The sequence below is a fragment of the Microcoleus sp. S28C3 genome, from assembly GCF_036700785.1.
Lineage (GTDB): Bacteria > Cyanobacteriota > Cyanobacteriia > Cyanobacteriales > Microcoleaceae > Microcoleus > Microcoleus asticus.
In genome coordinates this window covers 52431-66685 of the sequence record NZ_JAUBPO010000015.1, presented here as the reverse complement: position 1 = coordinate 66685, position 14255 = coordinate 52431, and the positions used below count along the sequence as shown (strand labels likewise).

The following is a 14255-nucleotide window of genomic DNA, read 5'->3' as shown; positions in this document are numbered from 1 at the left end:
ACCACCTTTTAGTTATAAATACTCCAAAAATTGCACTAAAAAAATACAAATAATAGCTGAAAAATGCCATGCTTTCATCGCAAATACAGCACAATATTGTTGTCGTGCAAGTTTTGTTAAAGTCTATCTGTTGCCTGATAAATTAACTTTAACTCTGCGACCATTGACAATCAAAGCATTGCTTGCATAGGTTGTATGAATAAAATCGATAGATCGAAGCCCTTGTGACAATTTGGGTACTACTGGCACAAACGCTATGAACGAAATCAATACGCGGCGGATGAAATTCTCTCAAATTCAGGCTTTGCTAGCAGTAGCAGACTGTGAAAACTTTAGCGAGGCGGCTTTGCAATTGGAACTGTCCCAATCCGCAGTCAGCCACGCCATCGCCTCTTTAGAAACAGAATTGGGAGTGCAACTGTTCCATCGGGGGCGACACGGTGCTCAACTAACGCCGGTGGGGGAAAGGGTGCTGCTTCACGGGCGTCAAATAGCCTGCGCCTTAGAAATGATGGTCAAAGAAGCGGATTTAGAAAAAGGCTTGCAGGGAGGCCAGGTACGGATAGTTACTTTTCGGAGTGTCGCAACTCATATCCTACCGGGTATTATTGCTAAATTTCGCAGTTGCTTTCCCAAAATTGCGGTCATCATTACCGAAGTTTATTATACTCAAGCTGTGGAAGAAGCTTTGCGATCGGGCAAAGCAGACATCGGCTTTGTCTCTCTTCCCATCTCTGATGAATTTGAAACTAGAGAAATTTTGCGGGATAAATATGTTGTGTTGCTGCCGCCGAACGGACAATGTAAAAGTGCTAAGATTACCTGGGAAGAATTAGCGAACTATCCCCTGATTTTGCAGCCCGCAGAAAATCCTTGTTCGATACCGCTTCGCAAATATTTGACAACTTCGGGGTTTCCCTTAAATATCGGTTACGAACTCAGCGAAGATTCAACTATTGTCAGTATGGTGATGCAAGGTTTGGGTACAGCAATTCTGCCCCGTTTGGCCGCAGAACCGATACCTGCTTCGGTAAAAGTTTGCAGTTTGCCGGCGGATTTTGAGAGAGTAATTGGGGTGGCTGTTTTGAGGGATGCGCTGTTAGTTCCGGCCGTGTTTGCGTTTTTGGATGTAGTGACAAGTGCGGCACAGGTTGATAGTGAGGGCGAGTTTGCGATTAATCCTTCATGAGAAACCTAAGTCAGTTGTTATTGGTTATTGGTTAGATTTGGATTTTGTTACCGCAGATATCAGCTTCGGAACACAGATGAACGCAGATGGTATTTTATCTGCGTTCATCTGCGATCAAAAAAATCGCATAACCAATAGTGCGATCGCTGATTGCCTATTTCATGCGTTTTGCAACAAGACTAGAACTGTCGCCTTGGTGCAATTTGATTCGACCATCTACCGAGTTTTTCTCCTTTAATTTGAGCCAACCGCTACCAGATGCAGGATCGTTCTCATCATTACCGTCCCATGTAAATTCAAATCGCTGATCCTTTCCATCTTTTACGACTTCGCCGTCAATTTGACCTGATACTAAACCGAATTGAAATTCTCCTGAACCTGTTTCATCAATCTCGATATAGGCTTCAACTTCCATGTCCAAATAATCACTATCCCACATTGCCATCTCTGTGATCCGCCATGTACCGCTATATTCCATTGCTTTCATCCTCCACTTGTATTAACGGAACAAAACCAATATAGTCGAAACAGTTACGCTCAAGCAGTACGCAAACGCTCAATATCCCGGATCGGCGGCGCACCAAACATACGAGAGTATTCGCGGCTGAACTGTGAGGGGCTTTCATAACCAACCTGATAGGCAGCATTTGCCGCATCGGAGTTTTCGGCAAGCATCAGGCGACGTGCTTCTAATAGTCTTAATTGCTTTTGATATTGAAGTGGACTCATCGATGTAACTCCCTTGAAATGGTGATGGAAAGATGAAGGAGACATATTGGCTTGTCCTGCCAAATCCTCAACCCGCAGCGGTTTTGCAAAATCAGTTTTAATCAGTTTGAGTACCTCGGCGATGCGCTGCATATTGCTGCCAGATGTGGCGATTTGGCGGACAGCTTCGCCTTGCTCACCCATTAAAAGACGATAATAGATTTCGCGGATAATCATCGGTGCCAGCATCGGGATATCCTGCGGCGTATCCAAAAGTCTTGTCAGTCTGAGGGCGCAATCGAGCAACGGCGCATCGGCATTGCTGACGAATAAGCCTCTGACAGAGTTTTCTTTCTTGCTTGCGCTTGGCTGGGTTTGGGCAGTGATAATATCGCAGAGTTGGCGTGGGTCTAAATTCAGCTTGAATCCTAAATACGGTTTGTCTGGAGTGGCCTCTACAACAAATCCACTCAGAGGTAAATCAACTGAGATCGCAAGATATTGAGCCGCGCCATAACGATAGGTTTCCTCACCCAGCAAGGCTTCTTTTTTGCCCTGAATGACGATGGCGAGAATAGGTTGATAGACACCGTGCAGTGCGGCGGAAACAGAAGATTCTCGCATAAATTCCAGTTTGTCTATGTCTGTTTTATGAAAACCATTTCCTTTGCCGTCGGTGTGCCGAGTTAGCAAGGCCGCCAGTTCTTGACACTGATTAGCGATCGCATCTTGGTTTATTACTTGGTTGAGCATTTCAATCGTCATGCTAATTTTTTGATTGATTTAACCATTTCCTTTTGCTCATCATAGAGCATCTTGAGCCATTCCTAAAAGAGGAATTTGGAGGATTAGGCAATAAATTGCGAGGTCTGTGTATTCAAAACCCTTGCTTTTACTCATAGGATGAACACATCTGAATAAAACAGTAAAAGGATAAGGCAATGACCCAAGACAAGACAAAAATCGCATTGGTAACAGGGGCGAGCCGAGGACTTGGCAAAAATACGGCTTTGACCCTTGCCAAAAAAGGAGTCGATGTCATCGTGACATATCACAACAGCGATGAGGATGCGAAAAATGTCGTATCTGCGATCGAAGAAATTGGAGCTAAAGCCGTTGCCCTGCAACTGGATACTTCAAACACTAAAACCTTTGACGGTTTCGCGGAACAAGTCAAGCAGTCACTTCAAGACAAATGGCAGACAGAGCATTTTGATTTCCTCGTCAATAATGCTGGTGTTGGTGTTTATGCGCCTTTTGCTGATACGACGGAAGATGATTTCGATCGCTTGATGAATATTCATCTGAAGGGCGTTTTCTTCCTCACGCAGAAACTTCTGCCTTTGATCAATGATGGAGGACGGATAGTCAATATTTCCTCTGGGCTTGCCCGTTTTGCTTTACCTGGCTATGCAGCTTACGCAAGCATGAAGGGAGCGATCGAAGTTTTGACCCGATACATGGCGAAAGAACTGGGACACAGACAGATTGCTGTGAATGTGGTAGCCCCAGGCGCAATTGAAACGGATTTTAATGGCGGTGCGGTGCGTGACAATCCTGAGATTAACAGCTTTATCGCTTCGCAAACTGCCTTGGGCCGCGTCGGTCTTCCTGATGATATCGGCGGTGCGATCGCGGCTTTGCTATCGGAAGATAACAGATGGGTGAATGCACAGAGAATCGAAGTCTCTGGCGGTCAGTTTGTTTAATTCAAGTCAACCTCAATAACAGGAAAAATAACCATGTTGAACGTAGAAAATAAAGTTGTTCTGATCACTGGAGCAAGTAGCGGAATCGGTGAATCCACCGCTAAGTTGCTGTCCAAAAAAGGCGCAAAAGTTGTTTTAGGCGCACGTCGCACCGATCGCCTAGAAGCGATCGCCAAGGACATTCGTGCGGAGGGTGGAACAGTCGAATACCAGGCTCTCGATGTGACGCAGCGCAGTCAAATGGAGGATTTCGTTCAATTTGCCCAAAGCAAGTTCGATCGCGTTGATGTCCTGATTAACAATGCTGGCGTCATGCCCCTATCTGCACTCGAACAACTGAAAGTTGAGGAATGGGATCGCATGATTGATGTCAATATCAAAGGTGTTTTGTACGGCATCGCGGCGGCACTTCCTGTCATGAAAGCACAAAAATCTGGTCAGATTATTAATATTTCCTCGATCGGCGGACACGCGGTTTCTCCTACTGCTGCTGTTTACTGTGCTACTAAATTCGCCGTTAGAGCAATCTCAGAAGGATTGAGACAAGAAGTTGGGGGCGACATTCGGGTGACGGTGATTTCTCCTGGAGTAACGGAGTCTGAGTTAGCCGAGAGCATCAGCGATGAAGCTGCAATATTGGGAATGCAAGAATTCCGCAAAATAGCTATTCCTGCGGCTGCGATCGCGCGATCGATTGTATTTGCGATCGAACAACCTGACGATGTTGATGTTAGCGAAATTATTGTCAGACCAACAGCAAGCCCTTACTAACGAAACAGGAAACTCTCTCTCGAACATACGGTGTGATGAAGCTCGTAATCTGGCGACCGCCAATGCCCAATTCGCTAGTTAGATTTCGCCATCTCTCTCACCCAGTTGCGTAAATTCACCTCTGCTTCTACCTCATCTAGCTGCGCTGCTGCCAAAAATTCGTAGAGCTTGGACTTCGGAAGTATCGGAAAAGTGGGGCTGACCGATACTTCCAAATACTCATCGTTCTCCAGCTTATAAATTCGCCATTCTCTACCATTGTACCGCCAAAACTCCGGTACTCCCATACTGGCATAGAGAGCAGGCTTGTTAATATCGGTATGGGTGATATCTATTTCCACTACTAAATCGGGTGCTGGATCTGTGGCTATATCGACTGTACGACCGGCTACGAGGGGCTGATTTTGGATGTAATAGGCATTATCTGGTTCTGCACCGCGCTCTAAGTCCGATCGATCGAGGGTTGTCGAACCCATTGTTTTAATCTTCAAACCTAGCTCTACTACCAAAATCCGAATCAAAAGTTCGATTAAGCGTGCTGAAAATTCGTGTTCTTCTAATGGCATGGTAATTTCTAAAATCCCTCGATCGAATATCAATTTAGCCGCTCGTTTATCGCCCAAAATCTTGAGCAGTTGTTGATAACCTTGCCAAGTAATATTTCTAAACACCACCCGCTGTTCGCCTATGAGTAACGGTGGTGCGATCGGCGCAACAGAAATCATATGTTTACTTCCAGCTAAGAGATTTCTAAGATAACATAAGGAACAGGCAAGATGCCTGTTCCACAACTAACAGATTCTTGATTGTGGAACGGGCATCTTGCCCGTTCTTAAAAATAGTCAACAAATTCTATTTAGTCCGAGCAGTTCTCTGCCGCAAAATAAATTCAGCTAGTGCTAAATCAACGGGCGTTGTGACTTTCAAATTCGTCTCTTCTCCCTCCACAATTTGCACTGGTAAACCGCATTTTTCAAACAAAGCCGCATCGTCTGTAACTTCCCAACCTTTCTGCCGCCCTTCTTGGTGACACTGCTTTAACAATTTCACTTCAAATCCTTGGGGAGTCTGGGCTGCCCACAAATTGCTTCTGTCTGGGGTGTCTCGCACGATCCGACGCTCATCTACGACCTTAATCGTATCCTTGACCGGGACGGCGACAATCAAGCCCGGACAGCTCAAGAGGGCCTCTGCAGATCGATCGAACAATTCAGGAGTTGCCAAACACCTGGCGCCGTCGTGAATCAACACTCGATCGGCATTTGGTGGCAAAGCCTGCAAACCGTTGTAAACTGACTCTTGGCGGGTGGCGCCTCCTTGAATCAGTTCCACGGGCTTAACCAAAGATAAATCGCTCAGAATTGCTTTAAAATCAGGAAAATCGTCTGGCTGGCCCATAATGCCAATCCAGCTAATGTGCTGCGAAGCTTCAGCAGCAGCCAAAGTCCAACTCAGCAAAGGTTTTCCCAGCAAAGTCAGCAGCAGTTTGTTCCGCTGACTCCCCATCCGTCGCCCCGAACCCGCCGCAGGAATTAATAAGTGCATTAACTAACCGTTCTTAACCCAACTAGGTATATATTAAGAGCGTCCTGTACTTTTGGGTCAGTTGTTTAGCTGTCAGCCAGTAGCTTTTAATGTCTAGAAATACTATAAGCTGATAGCTGAAGGCCGATCGCTGAGAGCTACCTCGATAGATAATAGCCGATCGTTTATGATGCGAATACTAGCACTTGTCCCAGGCGGGATTGGCGACCAAATTTTATTTTTCCCCACCCTCGATGACCTCAAGCAGTCTTATCCAGAGGCGCAAATTGATGTCATCGTGGAACCGAGGGCGAAGGGCGCTTACCGAGTCTGCAAATCCGTCAAAGAAGTCTTGACGTACAATTTCAAAGACCGCAACGCTATGGCAGATTTGGGCAATTTACTGGGCGTAATTCGCGATCGCGAATACGAAGCAGTTATTTCCCTAGGCCAGCGTTGGACTGTAGGGCTGCTGCTGTGGCTGACGGGCATTCCGCAGAGAGTTGGCTATTCGGGAACCAACGGCGCTCGATTTCTCACTGCTGCCGTACCGCTGAAAACTGAACAGTACGCCGCTTCAATGTACCACGATTTGCTGCAAGGATTTAACATTACAAATGCTTGTCCGCCGATCGCAATTAATGTACCAAAACAGGACATTCAGTGGGCGGAATCCGAACAGCAGCGGTTGGGCGTAAAAGAAAGCGGATACATTCTAATTCACGGCGGTTCCAGTCAATTAGCTGTGTCTAAAGGTATTGACAAAATTTACCCTACAGACAAGTGGAAGCAAATAATTGAAGATTGTCAGCAGCGACAGCCTAATTTGCCCGTTGTTGTTGTGAAAGGCCCCGAAGATGCAGACTTCGTGACAAAGTTAGTCGAGTTATGTCCGAATGTAAAAGTTATCTCGCCGGATGATGTCGGCAAGTTGGCGGCGACTATTGCTGCTGCTAATTTGATGATATGTACTGACAGTGCGCCGATGCACTTAGCTGTGGCGGTTCAAACTTATACTATAGCTTTGTTCGGCCCGACTGAACCTGCAAAATTGCTGCCAAAGAGCGATCGATTTTTGGGCATTAAATCTCCTACTGGCAAAATGGCAGACATCTCTCCTCAAGAGGTTTTAAAGAAGGTTTGGGGCGGCTAAAAACTACGATATCTAAGTCAGGACACGGCATTGCCGTGTCCCTACAATTAATCAGGCGATGGTTGCATATCTCATCAAGGGCGATCGATCGTTTTGGGGTAGGAAAACGGCATTGCCGTGTCCTCCGTCGCCTAGATAAATTGGCAAATTGCCATTGCCGTGCCAGAGGGCGGCTCGAACCTGTAACCGTAACCCCGAACAGTTTTAATAAACTGCGACCCCGTAGCATCAGCTTGAATCATTTTCTTGCGAATCTGACCGATATGTACGGTAACAAGTTGGTCTTCTCCTGTGTCGTCGCAGTTCCACCCCCAGATTTTTTCGATTAGCTGTTGGCGACTCCAAGATTCACCGGAATGACTTGCCAACAAATACAAAATATTAAATTCCAAGGCTGTTAAGTTGATAATGCGATCGTTGAGTGTTGCTTCCCGACGCGCTGAATCGATCGCGAATCGATCGAATACAATACGCGATGGAGTGACAGGCCTCATGCGTCTCAACACGACTTCGATACGAATTGCCAACTCGGCCAAACCAAAGGGTTTGCAGATATAGTCATCAGCACCGGCGGACAGGATTTTAACTTTATCAGCTTCGTCGGTGCGGCTGCTTAGCATTACCACAAAAACATTAGTACGGCGCTGCATTTCTTGGCAGAGGTGATAGCCTGTAGTATCAGGCAAATTCCAATCGAGAATTACTAGCAGTGGCTTGAATTTCTCAAACAATTCTAAAGCCGTCTCGCCATCTGCTGCCGAATCTACTTGATATTTCTGAGTTAAAAAACGATGAACTAGAGTGCGGATGGATGGGTCATCATCCACAACGAGAATCTTGGGGGTAGTATCAGTAGTCATCACAAAAAATTTTCTTCCTACTGTCAATGGACAACTGGTAATTTCAGAACAGCTTTAGTGAAGAGTAAAGCTCAAGTCGTTCCAACTAAACAGAGTTTTTTCTGGCAATTCTTCTTTCAGCTTGGTCTTGAGGTCAAAAGGCTGGCCCCAATCCCATATTTCGATCTCTAGGCGTTCGTTAAAAACTGCGATCGCCAGCTCGATTTTCGGAGTTTCCACTGACAGATTTTTGTGAGCGTGGCGAACAGCATGGGTAAAACCCTCGATCGCAGCAAGTTTACAAAGCTGCAAAACTGCTTCAGGAATGGGTAGAGGCTCTAACTGCTCAACCCACCAAAGGACTTGAGTAACAGCCTTGAGATCGCTAATTACTTGAATTTTAATCTTGCGAATTGGCTGGTGAGAACTGCGATCGGATTGGGGAGTTCGTTGCTCTTGAAGCCAGTTGAAGCTGTTTAAAAGACCTATGGCACGCTTAAAAATACTAGCCTGAGTGCTAGGTTGGGGTGGTACTAAAGCTGGTTGAAAATATTTTACAATTAACAGACAGTTTCGACCCTCAGACGTGCGGGTATAACTTAGCTCGTCGGCAATTTTGCCAATAAGTTTTATACCTATTTTGCCTATTTCCTCGATTTCGCTAAAATCTTCGTCACCGTGCGATTTTCCCAATAATTTAAAGTTCATTTGACTGACCTCTCTTGTTGCTCAATAACTGCTTGTCTGTGTTCTGATCAAATCATGGCATCACTTTAATTGAGTGAAGTTGACCAGAGGTATAAAGTTAGGTCTATTAGAGGTCGGTATAATCAAAGTATAGTCAAGGTATAATTAAACTACTGTCATGCAGAGTCCCTATCCTTCGCAAGAATCAGGACTGGGAAGAATTCCAGCCGTCTAAGAGATCCTTGGCGAGGCTCAGGATGATTTAAGTGCATGACAGTGCGTAAGTTGTAATAAAGTTATATTGGGGGTTAACCTAGATGGATTGGCAAGAATTCCTTAGAGGCGAATCTGGGAGACATGAATTATCTATGGAACAAACAGAAACATTATTAGCACTCTTCTCTCGTGAAAGAGTACCCCTAAATCAGACAGAGCTTTCATTAACATTAAGCATATCAGAACCTACTGTAAAACAGCGGATGGGAGAGATTTACAGGAAGTTTTCAGCCAGTTTTCCAGAACTTGATAACCACCAAGGTGCAGGTAAGTCGAGGATTCTGCATACTAAATTAAAACAGAAGTATTATCAACCATCACAACCAGTAGTTGCCCCCTACCCTGAAGAATTTATATCGATAATAGAAGAAAAAATTCGCAGGTTTTGCGGGCGCCAATTTGTTTTTGAGACTTTTCAGCAATTTATCACCGACAATCCTCACGGTTATTTTACAATCGTCGGGGATGCGGGAATGGGCAAAAGTTCGATCGTTGCCAAATACGTCTCTGAACATAAATCTCCCTGCTATTTCAATATTGTCGTCGAACGCCGCAACAGACCAGAATTGTTTTTGAAGAGCATTCGCCGGCAATTAATTGACCGCTATGAATTGCTAAAGTCAGAAGACGCCGATTTACCGAAATTACTGGCAACGGTGGCGGGGAAACTCACGGCAGGTGAACGTTTAGTAATTGCAATTGATGCACTGGATGAAGTTGAACAAGAAGCGGGAGAAAATCTTTTACATTTGCCGATAACTCTGCCCAATAACGTATATTTCCTGCTGACGCGGCGACCCTTTAACCTCGGTCAAAGGCGGCTGGCCGTATCTCCGGGAGTTCCGGTAAAAGACTTAGATTTAAGAGACGAAAAATACATGAATTTTAATCAGGATGATATCAAAGAATATATTCGCTTTTTTATCAATACTGATCCTGACTATAAAGATCGACTAAGAAACTGGATTCAAACCCACAGCATTGCCGATACAACGTTTGTCGAGCAAGTGGCAAACAAGAGCGAAAACAATTTTATGTATTTGCGGTATGTTTTGCCCGCAATTGCTAATGGCTATTACAATGACTTGGATTTAAAGCAATTGCCCGACGGGCTGCAAGAGTATTATCAAAGCCATTGGGTGCGGATGAAAATGGAATCTAAGCCAGGGCAATTGATGGAGATTGTCTTGTATATTTTATTAGAGATTGGCACGGCGATTCCCTGCGAGATGATTGCGGGAATTGCCAAGGTGGATGAATGCGATGTGGCACAGGTTTTAGAAGACGAGTGGGTTGAATATTTGAAAAAGCAGAATTTAGACGGAGAAATCTGCTATACCATCTATCATGCTAGTTTCCTTGACTTTCTGAAATGCAAACGGGAGATGGATTCAAAGCGGAAGATTTTTAAGGAAGTAAATCAACGGATTGCTGAGTATTTAGAAAAGGGGATGGCGTGAGATGGGAGAATTTGCTGACAAGTTAGCGGCTAAACCACTTTTCTATCAACGTGCTTATCTGGGCAGCTTACTGCCAAATCATGTCAAGTCAGGTCATTTAGAAAAGTATTATCAAAAACTGACAGATTTTAACTTCCTGATGGCAAAGATTCAGCATCCTGAGTTTGGGGTGCAGGCACTGATTGATGATTTTAACTTGCTTGACGATTTAGAAGCAGTAATTAACCCAGAGTACAACCCAGAAAGAGCGAAATCTCTGAACTTAATTCAATCGGTGTTGTGGATGTCAGCGGATATTTTAGAACTAAATAAGGCTAAACTAGCAGAACAATTGTTAGGCCGCCTACTGTACTTTGAAATGCCAGAGATTCAAGCAATGCTGCAGGTAGCAAAAAAGTGGAAAGCAGCACCTTGGTTGCGTCCTTTAATCCCTTGTCTCATTCCCCCCCGAGGAGGATTACTACGTACACTTGAAGGTCACACAAATTTTGTAAATGCAGTTGCCGTCACTACTGATGGCAAACAGGTGATTTCTGGTTCAGTAGATAAGACCATAAAAGTCTGGAATTTAACAACTGGAAAGGAACTTTTTACACTCAAAGGTCATGGCTACTCAGTAAATGTAAATGCAGTTGCTGTCACTGCTGATGGCAAGCGGGTGATTTCTGGTTCTTGGGACAATACCATAAAAATTTGGGATTTAACAACTGGAAAGGAAGAGTTTACTCTCAAAGGTCACACTTACTGGGTAAATGCAGTTGCTGTCACTTCTGATGGTAAACGAGTAATTTCTGGTTCATCGGACAACACTCTCAAAGTCTGGAATTTAGTAACTGGAAAGGAAGAGTTTACTCTCAAAGGTCACAGTAACTCGGTATGGGCCGTCGCTGTCACTCTTGATGGCAAACGAGCAATTTCTGGTTCAGAGGATCAAACGGTCAAAGTTTGGGATTTAACAACTCGGAAGGAAGAGTTTACTCTCAAAGGTCACAGTAATTCGGTATGGGCCGTCGCTGTCACTACTGATGGGAAGCGGGTGATTTCTGGTTCATCCGACAACACTGTCAAAGTTTGGGATTTAACAAATGGAAAGGAAGAATTTACTTTCAAAGGTCACAGCTATTTGGTCAATGCGGTAGCCGTTACTGCTGATGGCAAGCGAGCGATTTCTGGTTCAAGAGACAGGACGCTCAAGGTCTGGGATTTAACAACTCGAAAGGAAGAGTTTACTCTCAATAGTCACAGTTACTCGGTAAATTCGGTAGCCGTCACTGTTGATGGGAAACGGGCGATTTCTGGTTCAAAAGACAACACTATTAAAGTTTGGGATTTAACAACAGGAAAGGAAGAGTTTACTTCTCATGGTCATAACTACTCGGTAAATTCGGTAGCCGTCACTGCTGATGGGAAACGGGCGATTTCTGGTTGCTCGGACAGCACACTCAAAGTCTGGGATTTAACAAGTGAAAAGGAAGAGCTTACTTCTCATGACCATAACTACTCGGTAAATTCCGCCCCTATTACTGCTGATGGGAAGCGGGCTATTTCTGGTTCAAAAGACAACACCCTAAAAGTCTGGGATTTAACCACTGGAAAAAAACTGTTTACTTATCAAAGCCATAACTACTTTGTAAATGCGGTAGATGTCACTGCTGATGGGAAGCGGGCTATTTCTAGTTCAAAAGACAACACCCTAAAAGTCTGGGATTTAACAACTGGAAAGGAACAGTTTACTCTTAGAGGTCACAACAAATCAGTCAATGGAGTAGCCGTCACTGCTGATGGCAAAAGGGCAGTTTCTGGTTCATCGGATAACACCCTAAAAGTCTGGGATTTAACAACGGGAAAGGAACTGTTTACTCTTAATGGTCACAGCTACGCAGTAAATGCAGTCGCTGTCACTGCTGATGGCAAGCAGGCAATTTCTGGTTCATCGGACTACACCATCAAAGTCTGGAATTTAACAACTCGAAAGGAAGAGTTTACTCTCGAAGGTCACAGCAATTTTGTAAATGCAGTAGCCGTCACTACTGATGGGAAGCGGGCAATTTCTTGTTCACATGACAACACTATCAAAGTTTGGGATTTAACAACTCGAAAGGAAGAGTTTACTCTCACTGGTCACAGCGATTTGGTAAAAGCAGTAGCCGTGACTGCTGATGGTAAACGGGCGATTTCTGGTTCCTGGGAAAAAAACCTCAAAGTCTGGGATTTAACCACTGGAAATGTCATTGCCAGTTTCACGGGTGAAAGTGCGATTATCTGTTGCGCTATTGCACCCGATGGAGTCACAATTGTGGCAGGCGACGCATCCGGCTGCATATATTTCCTGCGACTAGAAGGGATTACTGAGTATTTAGAAAAGGGGATGGCGTGAGATGGGAGAATTTGCTGACAAGTTAGCGGCTAAACCACTTTTCTATCAACGTGCTTATCTGGGCAGCTTACTGCCAAATTATATCAAGTCAGGTCAGTTAGAAAAGTATTATCAAAAACTGACAGATTTTAACTTTCTGATGGCAAAGATTCAGCATCCTGAATTTGGGGTGCAGGCACTGATTGATGATTTCAATTTGGTTGACGCTTCAGAAGCAGTCACTAACCTAGAATACAACTCAGAAACAGCAAGAGCCTTGAACTTGATTCAAAGGGTACTGTGGATGTCAGCCGATATTTTGGAGCGAGATCGGAGCAAACTGGCGGAACAATTGTTAGGGCGCTTACTGTACTTTGAAATGCCAGAGATTCAGGCAATGCTGGAAGTAGCAAAGCAGTGGAAAGCAACAGCTTGGTTGCGTCCTTTGACACCCTGTTTAACTCCCCCTCGCAGGGGACTACTACGCACCCTCTCTGGTCACAGCAACTCAGTAAATGCAGTAGCCGTTACTGCTGATGGCAAGCGGGTAATTTCCGGTTCAGCAGACAACACACTCAAAGTCTGGGATTTAACCACTGGAAATGAACAGTTTACTCTCAAAGGTCACAGCAACTTGATAAATGCGGTAGCACTCAGTGCTGATGGCAAGCGGGCGCTTTCTGGTTCAGCAGACAAAACACTCAAAGTCTGGAATTTAACTACCGGAAAAGAAGAATTTACTCTCAAAGGTCATAACAACCCTGTATATGCAGTAGCAGTAACTGCGGATGGCAAGCGGGCAATTTCTGGTTCTTTCGACAACACCCTCAAAGTCTGGGATTTAACCACTGGAAAAGAAGAATTTACTCTCGAAGGTCACAGTTACTCGGTAGGTGCAGTCGCCATCACTGCAGATGGCAAGCGGGCAATTTCTGGCTCAGTAGATAAAATCCTCAAAGTCTGGAATTTAACCACTAGAAAAGAAGAATTTACTCTCAAAGGTCATAGCGGTTCAGTATATGCAGTCGCCATCACTGCGGATGGCAAGCTGGCAATTTCTGGTTCAAAGGACAATACTCTCAAAGTCTGGGATTTAACCACGGGAAAAAAAGAATTTACTCTCGAAGGTTACAGTTACTCGGTAAATAAAAAATTGTTTACTCTCAAAGGTCATAGCGATTTAGTATATGCAGTCGCCATCACTGCTGATGGCACGCGGGCGATTTCTGGTTCCTATGACAACGCCCTCAAAGCCTGGGATTTAACAACTCGAAAGGAACAGTTTACTCTTGAAGGTCACAGCGACAGGGTAAATGCAGTAACAGTCACTACTGATGAGAAGCGGGCGATTTCTGGTTCATGTGACAATACCATCAAAGTCTGGGATTTAACAACTGGAGATGAACAATTTACTCTTAAAGGTCATAGCAACTGGGTAAATGCAGTAGCAGTCACTGCTGATGGCAAGCGGGCGATTTCTGGTTCATCTGACAACGCCCTCAAAGTCTGGGATTTAACAACTCGAAAGGAACAGTTTACTCTTGAAGGTCACAGCGACAGGGTAAATGCAGTAACAGTCACTA

13 protein-coding genes are annotated in these 14255 nt (G+C 44.7%); 7 read left to right on the top strand and 6 right to left on the bottom strand.

The window, feature by feature from the left end; genetic code table 11:
- Positions 1-256 precede the first annotated feature (256 nt).
- Positions 257-1189, top strand: coding sequence for a LysR family transcriptional regulator (locus QUA13_RS06935; protein WP_333197640.1), 933 nt, complete (start codon positions 257-259; stop codon positions 1187-1189).
- Positions 1190-1343: 154 nt separating this feature from the next.
- Here the strand turns inward: QUA13_RS06935 and QUA13_RS06930 are convergent, their stop codons facing one another.
- A complete protein-coding gene (locus tag QUA13_RS06930; protein ID WP_333197639.1) occupies positions 1344-1676 on the bottom strand; it encodes a hypothetical protein in 333 nt (110 codons plus the stop codon).
- Positions 1677-1726: 50 nt separating this feature from the next.
- Positions 1727-2662 carry an AraC family transcriptional regulator gene (locus QUA13_RS06925; RefSeq protein ID WP_333197638.1) on the bottom strand — a complete coding sequence of 312 codons (936 nt, stop codon included), beginning with the start codon at positions 2660-2662 and terminating at the stop codon, positions 1727-1729.
- Positions 2663-2838: 176 nt separating this feature from the next.
- Between QUA13_RS06925 and QUA13_RS06920 the strand changes: the two genes are divergently transcribed.
- Positions 2839-3606 carry an SDR family oxidoreductase gene (locus tag QUA13_RS06920; RefSeq protein ID WP_333197637.1) on the top strand — a complete coding sequence of 256 codons (768 nt, stop codon included), beginning with the start codon at positions 2839-2841 and terminating at the stop codon, positions 3604-3606.
- Positions 3607-3639: 33 nt separating this feature from the next.
- Positions 3640-4377, top strand: coding sequence for an SDR family oxidoreductase (locus QUA13_RS06915; protein WP_333197636.1), 738 nt, complete (start codon positions 3640-3642; stop codon positions 4375-4377).
- A 74-nt stretch (positions 4378-4451) separates the two neighbouring features.
- Here the strand turns inward: QUA13_RS06915 and QUA13_RS06910 are convergent, their stop codons facing one another.
- Positions 4452-5102: a Uma2 family endonuclease gene (locus QUA13_RS06910; RefSeq protein ID WP_333197635.1), complete on the bottom strand. Its 651-nt coding sequence runs from the start codon at positions 5100-5102 to the stop codon at positions 4452-4454.
- Between the two features lie 127 nt (positions 5103-5229).
- On the bottom strand, positions 5230-5922 hold the full coding sequence (ispD, locus tag QUA13_RS06905) for a 2-C-methyl-D-erythritol 4-phosphate cytidylyltransferase (protein WP_333197633.1): 693 nt from the start codon (positions 5920-5922) through the stop codon (positions 5230-5232).
- 169 nt (positions 5923-6091) lie between these two features.
- On the opposite strand from ispD, the gene QUA13_RS06900 reads away from it, so the two are divergent.
- Complete coding sequence (locus tag QUA13_RS06900; protein WP_333197660.1) at positions 6092-7054, top strand: glycosyltransferase family 9 protein; 963 nt, start codon at positions 6092-6094, stop codon at positions 7052-7054.
- Between the two features lie 131 nt (positions 7055-7185).
- Here the strand turns inward: QUA13_RS06900 and QUA13_RS06895 are convergent, their stop codons facing one another.
- Entirely contained in the window at positions 7186-7914 is a 729-nt protein-coding gene (locus tag QUA13_RS06895) for a response regulator transcription factor (protein ID WP_333197659.1), read from the bottom strand.
- Between the two features lie 54 nt (positions 7915-7968).
- A complete protein-coding gene (locus QUA13_RS06890) occupies positions 7969-8601 on the bottom strand; it encodes an ATP-binding protein (RefSeq protein WP_333197631.1) in 633 nt (210 codons plus the stop codon).
- Positions 8602-8948: 347 nt separating this feature from the next.
- On the opposite strand from QUA13_RS06890, the gene QUA13_RS06885 reads away from it, so the two are divergent.
- From QUA13_RS06885 to QUA13_RS06875, 3 genes are all read left to right on the top strand, one after another.
- Complete coding sequence (locus QUA13_RS06885; protein ID WP_333197630.1) at positions 8949-10316, top strand: AAA family ATPase; 1368 nt, start codon at positions 8949-8951, stop codon at positions 10314-10316.
- A 1-nt stretch (position 10317) separates the two neighbouring features.
- Positions 10318-12693: a WD40 repeat domain-containing protein gene (locus QUA13_RS06880; protein ID WP_333197629.1), complete on the top strand. Its 2376-nt coding sequence runs from the start codon at positions 10318-10320 to the stop codon at positions 12691-12693.
- A gap of 1 nt (position 12694) precedes the next feature.
- A partial coding sequence (locus QUA13_RS06875) for a WD40 repeat domain-containing protein (protein WP_333197628.1) occupies positions 12695-14255 on the top strand: 1561 nt, incomplete at its 3' end.

Bases quoted from the DNA above. Each gene is read 5' to 3' on its own strand.
- QUA13_RS06900 (WP_333197660.1), top strand. From the start codon at position 6,092: ATGCGAATACTAGCACTTGTCCCAGGCGGGATTGGCGACCAAATTTTA.
- QUA13_RS06930 (WP_333197639.1), bottom strand. From the start codon at position 1,676: ATGAAAGCAATGGAATATAGCGGTACATGGCGGATCACAGAGATGGCA.
- QUA13_RS06880 (WP_333197629.1), top strand. From the start codon at position 10,318: ATGGGAGAATTTGCTGACAAGTTAGCGGCTAAACCACTTTTCTATCAA.
- QUA13_RS06910 (WP_333197635.1), bottom strand. From the start codon at position 5,102: ATGATTTCTGTTGCGCCGATCGCACCACCGTTACTCATAGGCGAACAG.
- QUA13_RS06925 (WP_333197638.1), bottom strand. From the start codon at position 2,662: ATGACGATTGAAATGCTCAACCAAGTAATAAACCAAGATGCGATCGCT.
- QUA13_RS06885 (WP_333197630.1), top strand. From the start codon at position 8,949: ATGGAACAAACAGAAACATTATTAGCACTCTTCTCTCGTGAAAGAGTA.
- QUA13_RS06890 (WP_333197631.1), bottom strand. From the start codon at position 8,601: ATGAACTTTAAATTATTGGGAAAATCGCACGGTGACGAAGATTTTAGC.
- QUA13_RS06920 (WP_333197637.1), top strand. From the start codon at position 2,839: ATGACCCAAGACAAGACAAAAATCGCATTGGTAACAGGGGCGAGCCGA.
- QUA13_RS06895 (WP_333197659.1), bottom strand. From the start codon at position 7,914: ATGACTACTGATACTACCCCCAAGATTCTCGTTGTGGATGATGACCCA.
- QUA13_RS06915 (WP_333197636.1), top strand. From the start codon at position 3,640: ATGTTGAACGTAGAAAATAAAGTTGTTCTGATCACTGGAGCAAGTAGC.
- ispD (WP_333197633.1), bottom strand. From the start codon at position 5,922: ATGCACTTATTAATTCCTGCGGCGGGTTCGGGGCGACGGATGGGGAGT.
- QUA13_RS06935 (WP_333197640.1), top strand. From the start codon at position 257: ATGAACGAAATCAATACGCGGCGGATGAAATTCTCTCAAATTCAGGCT.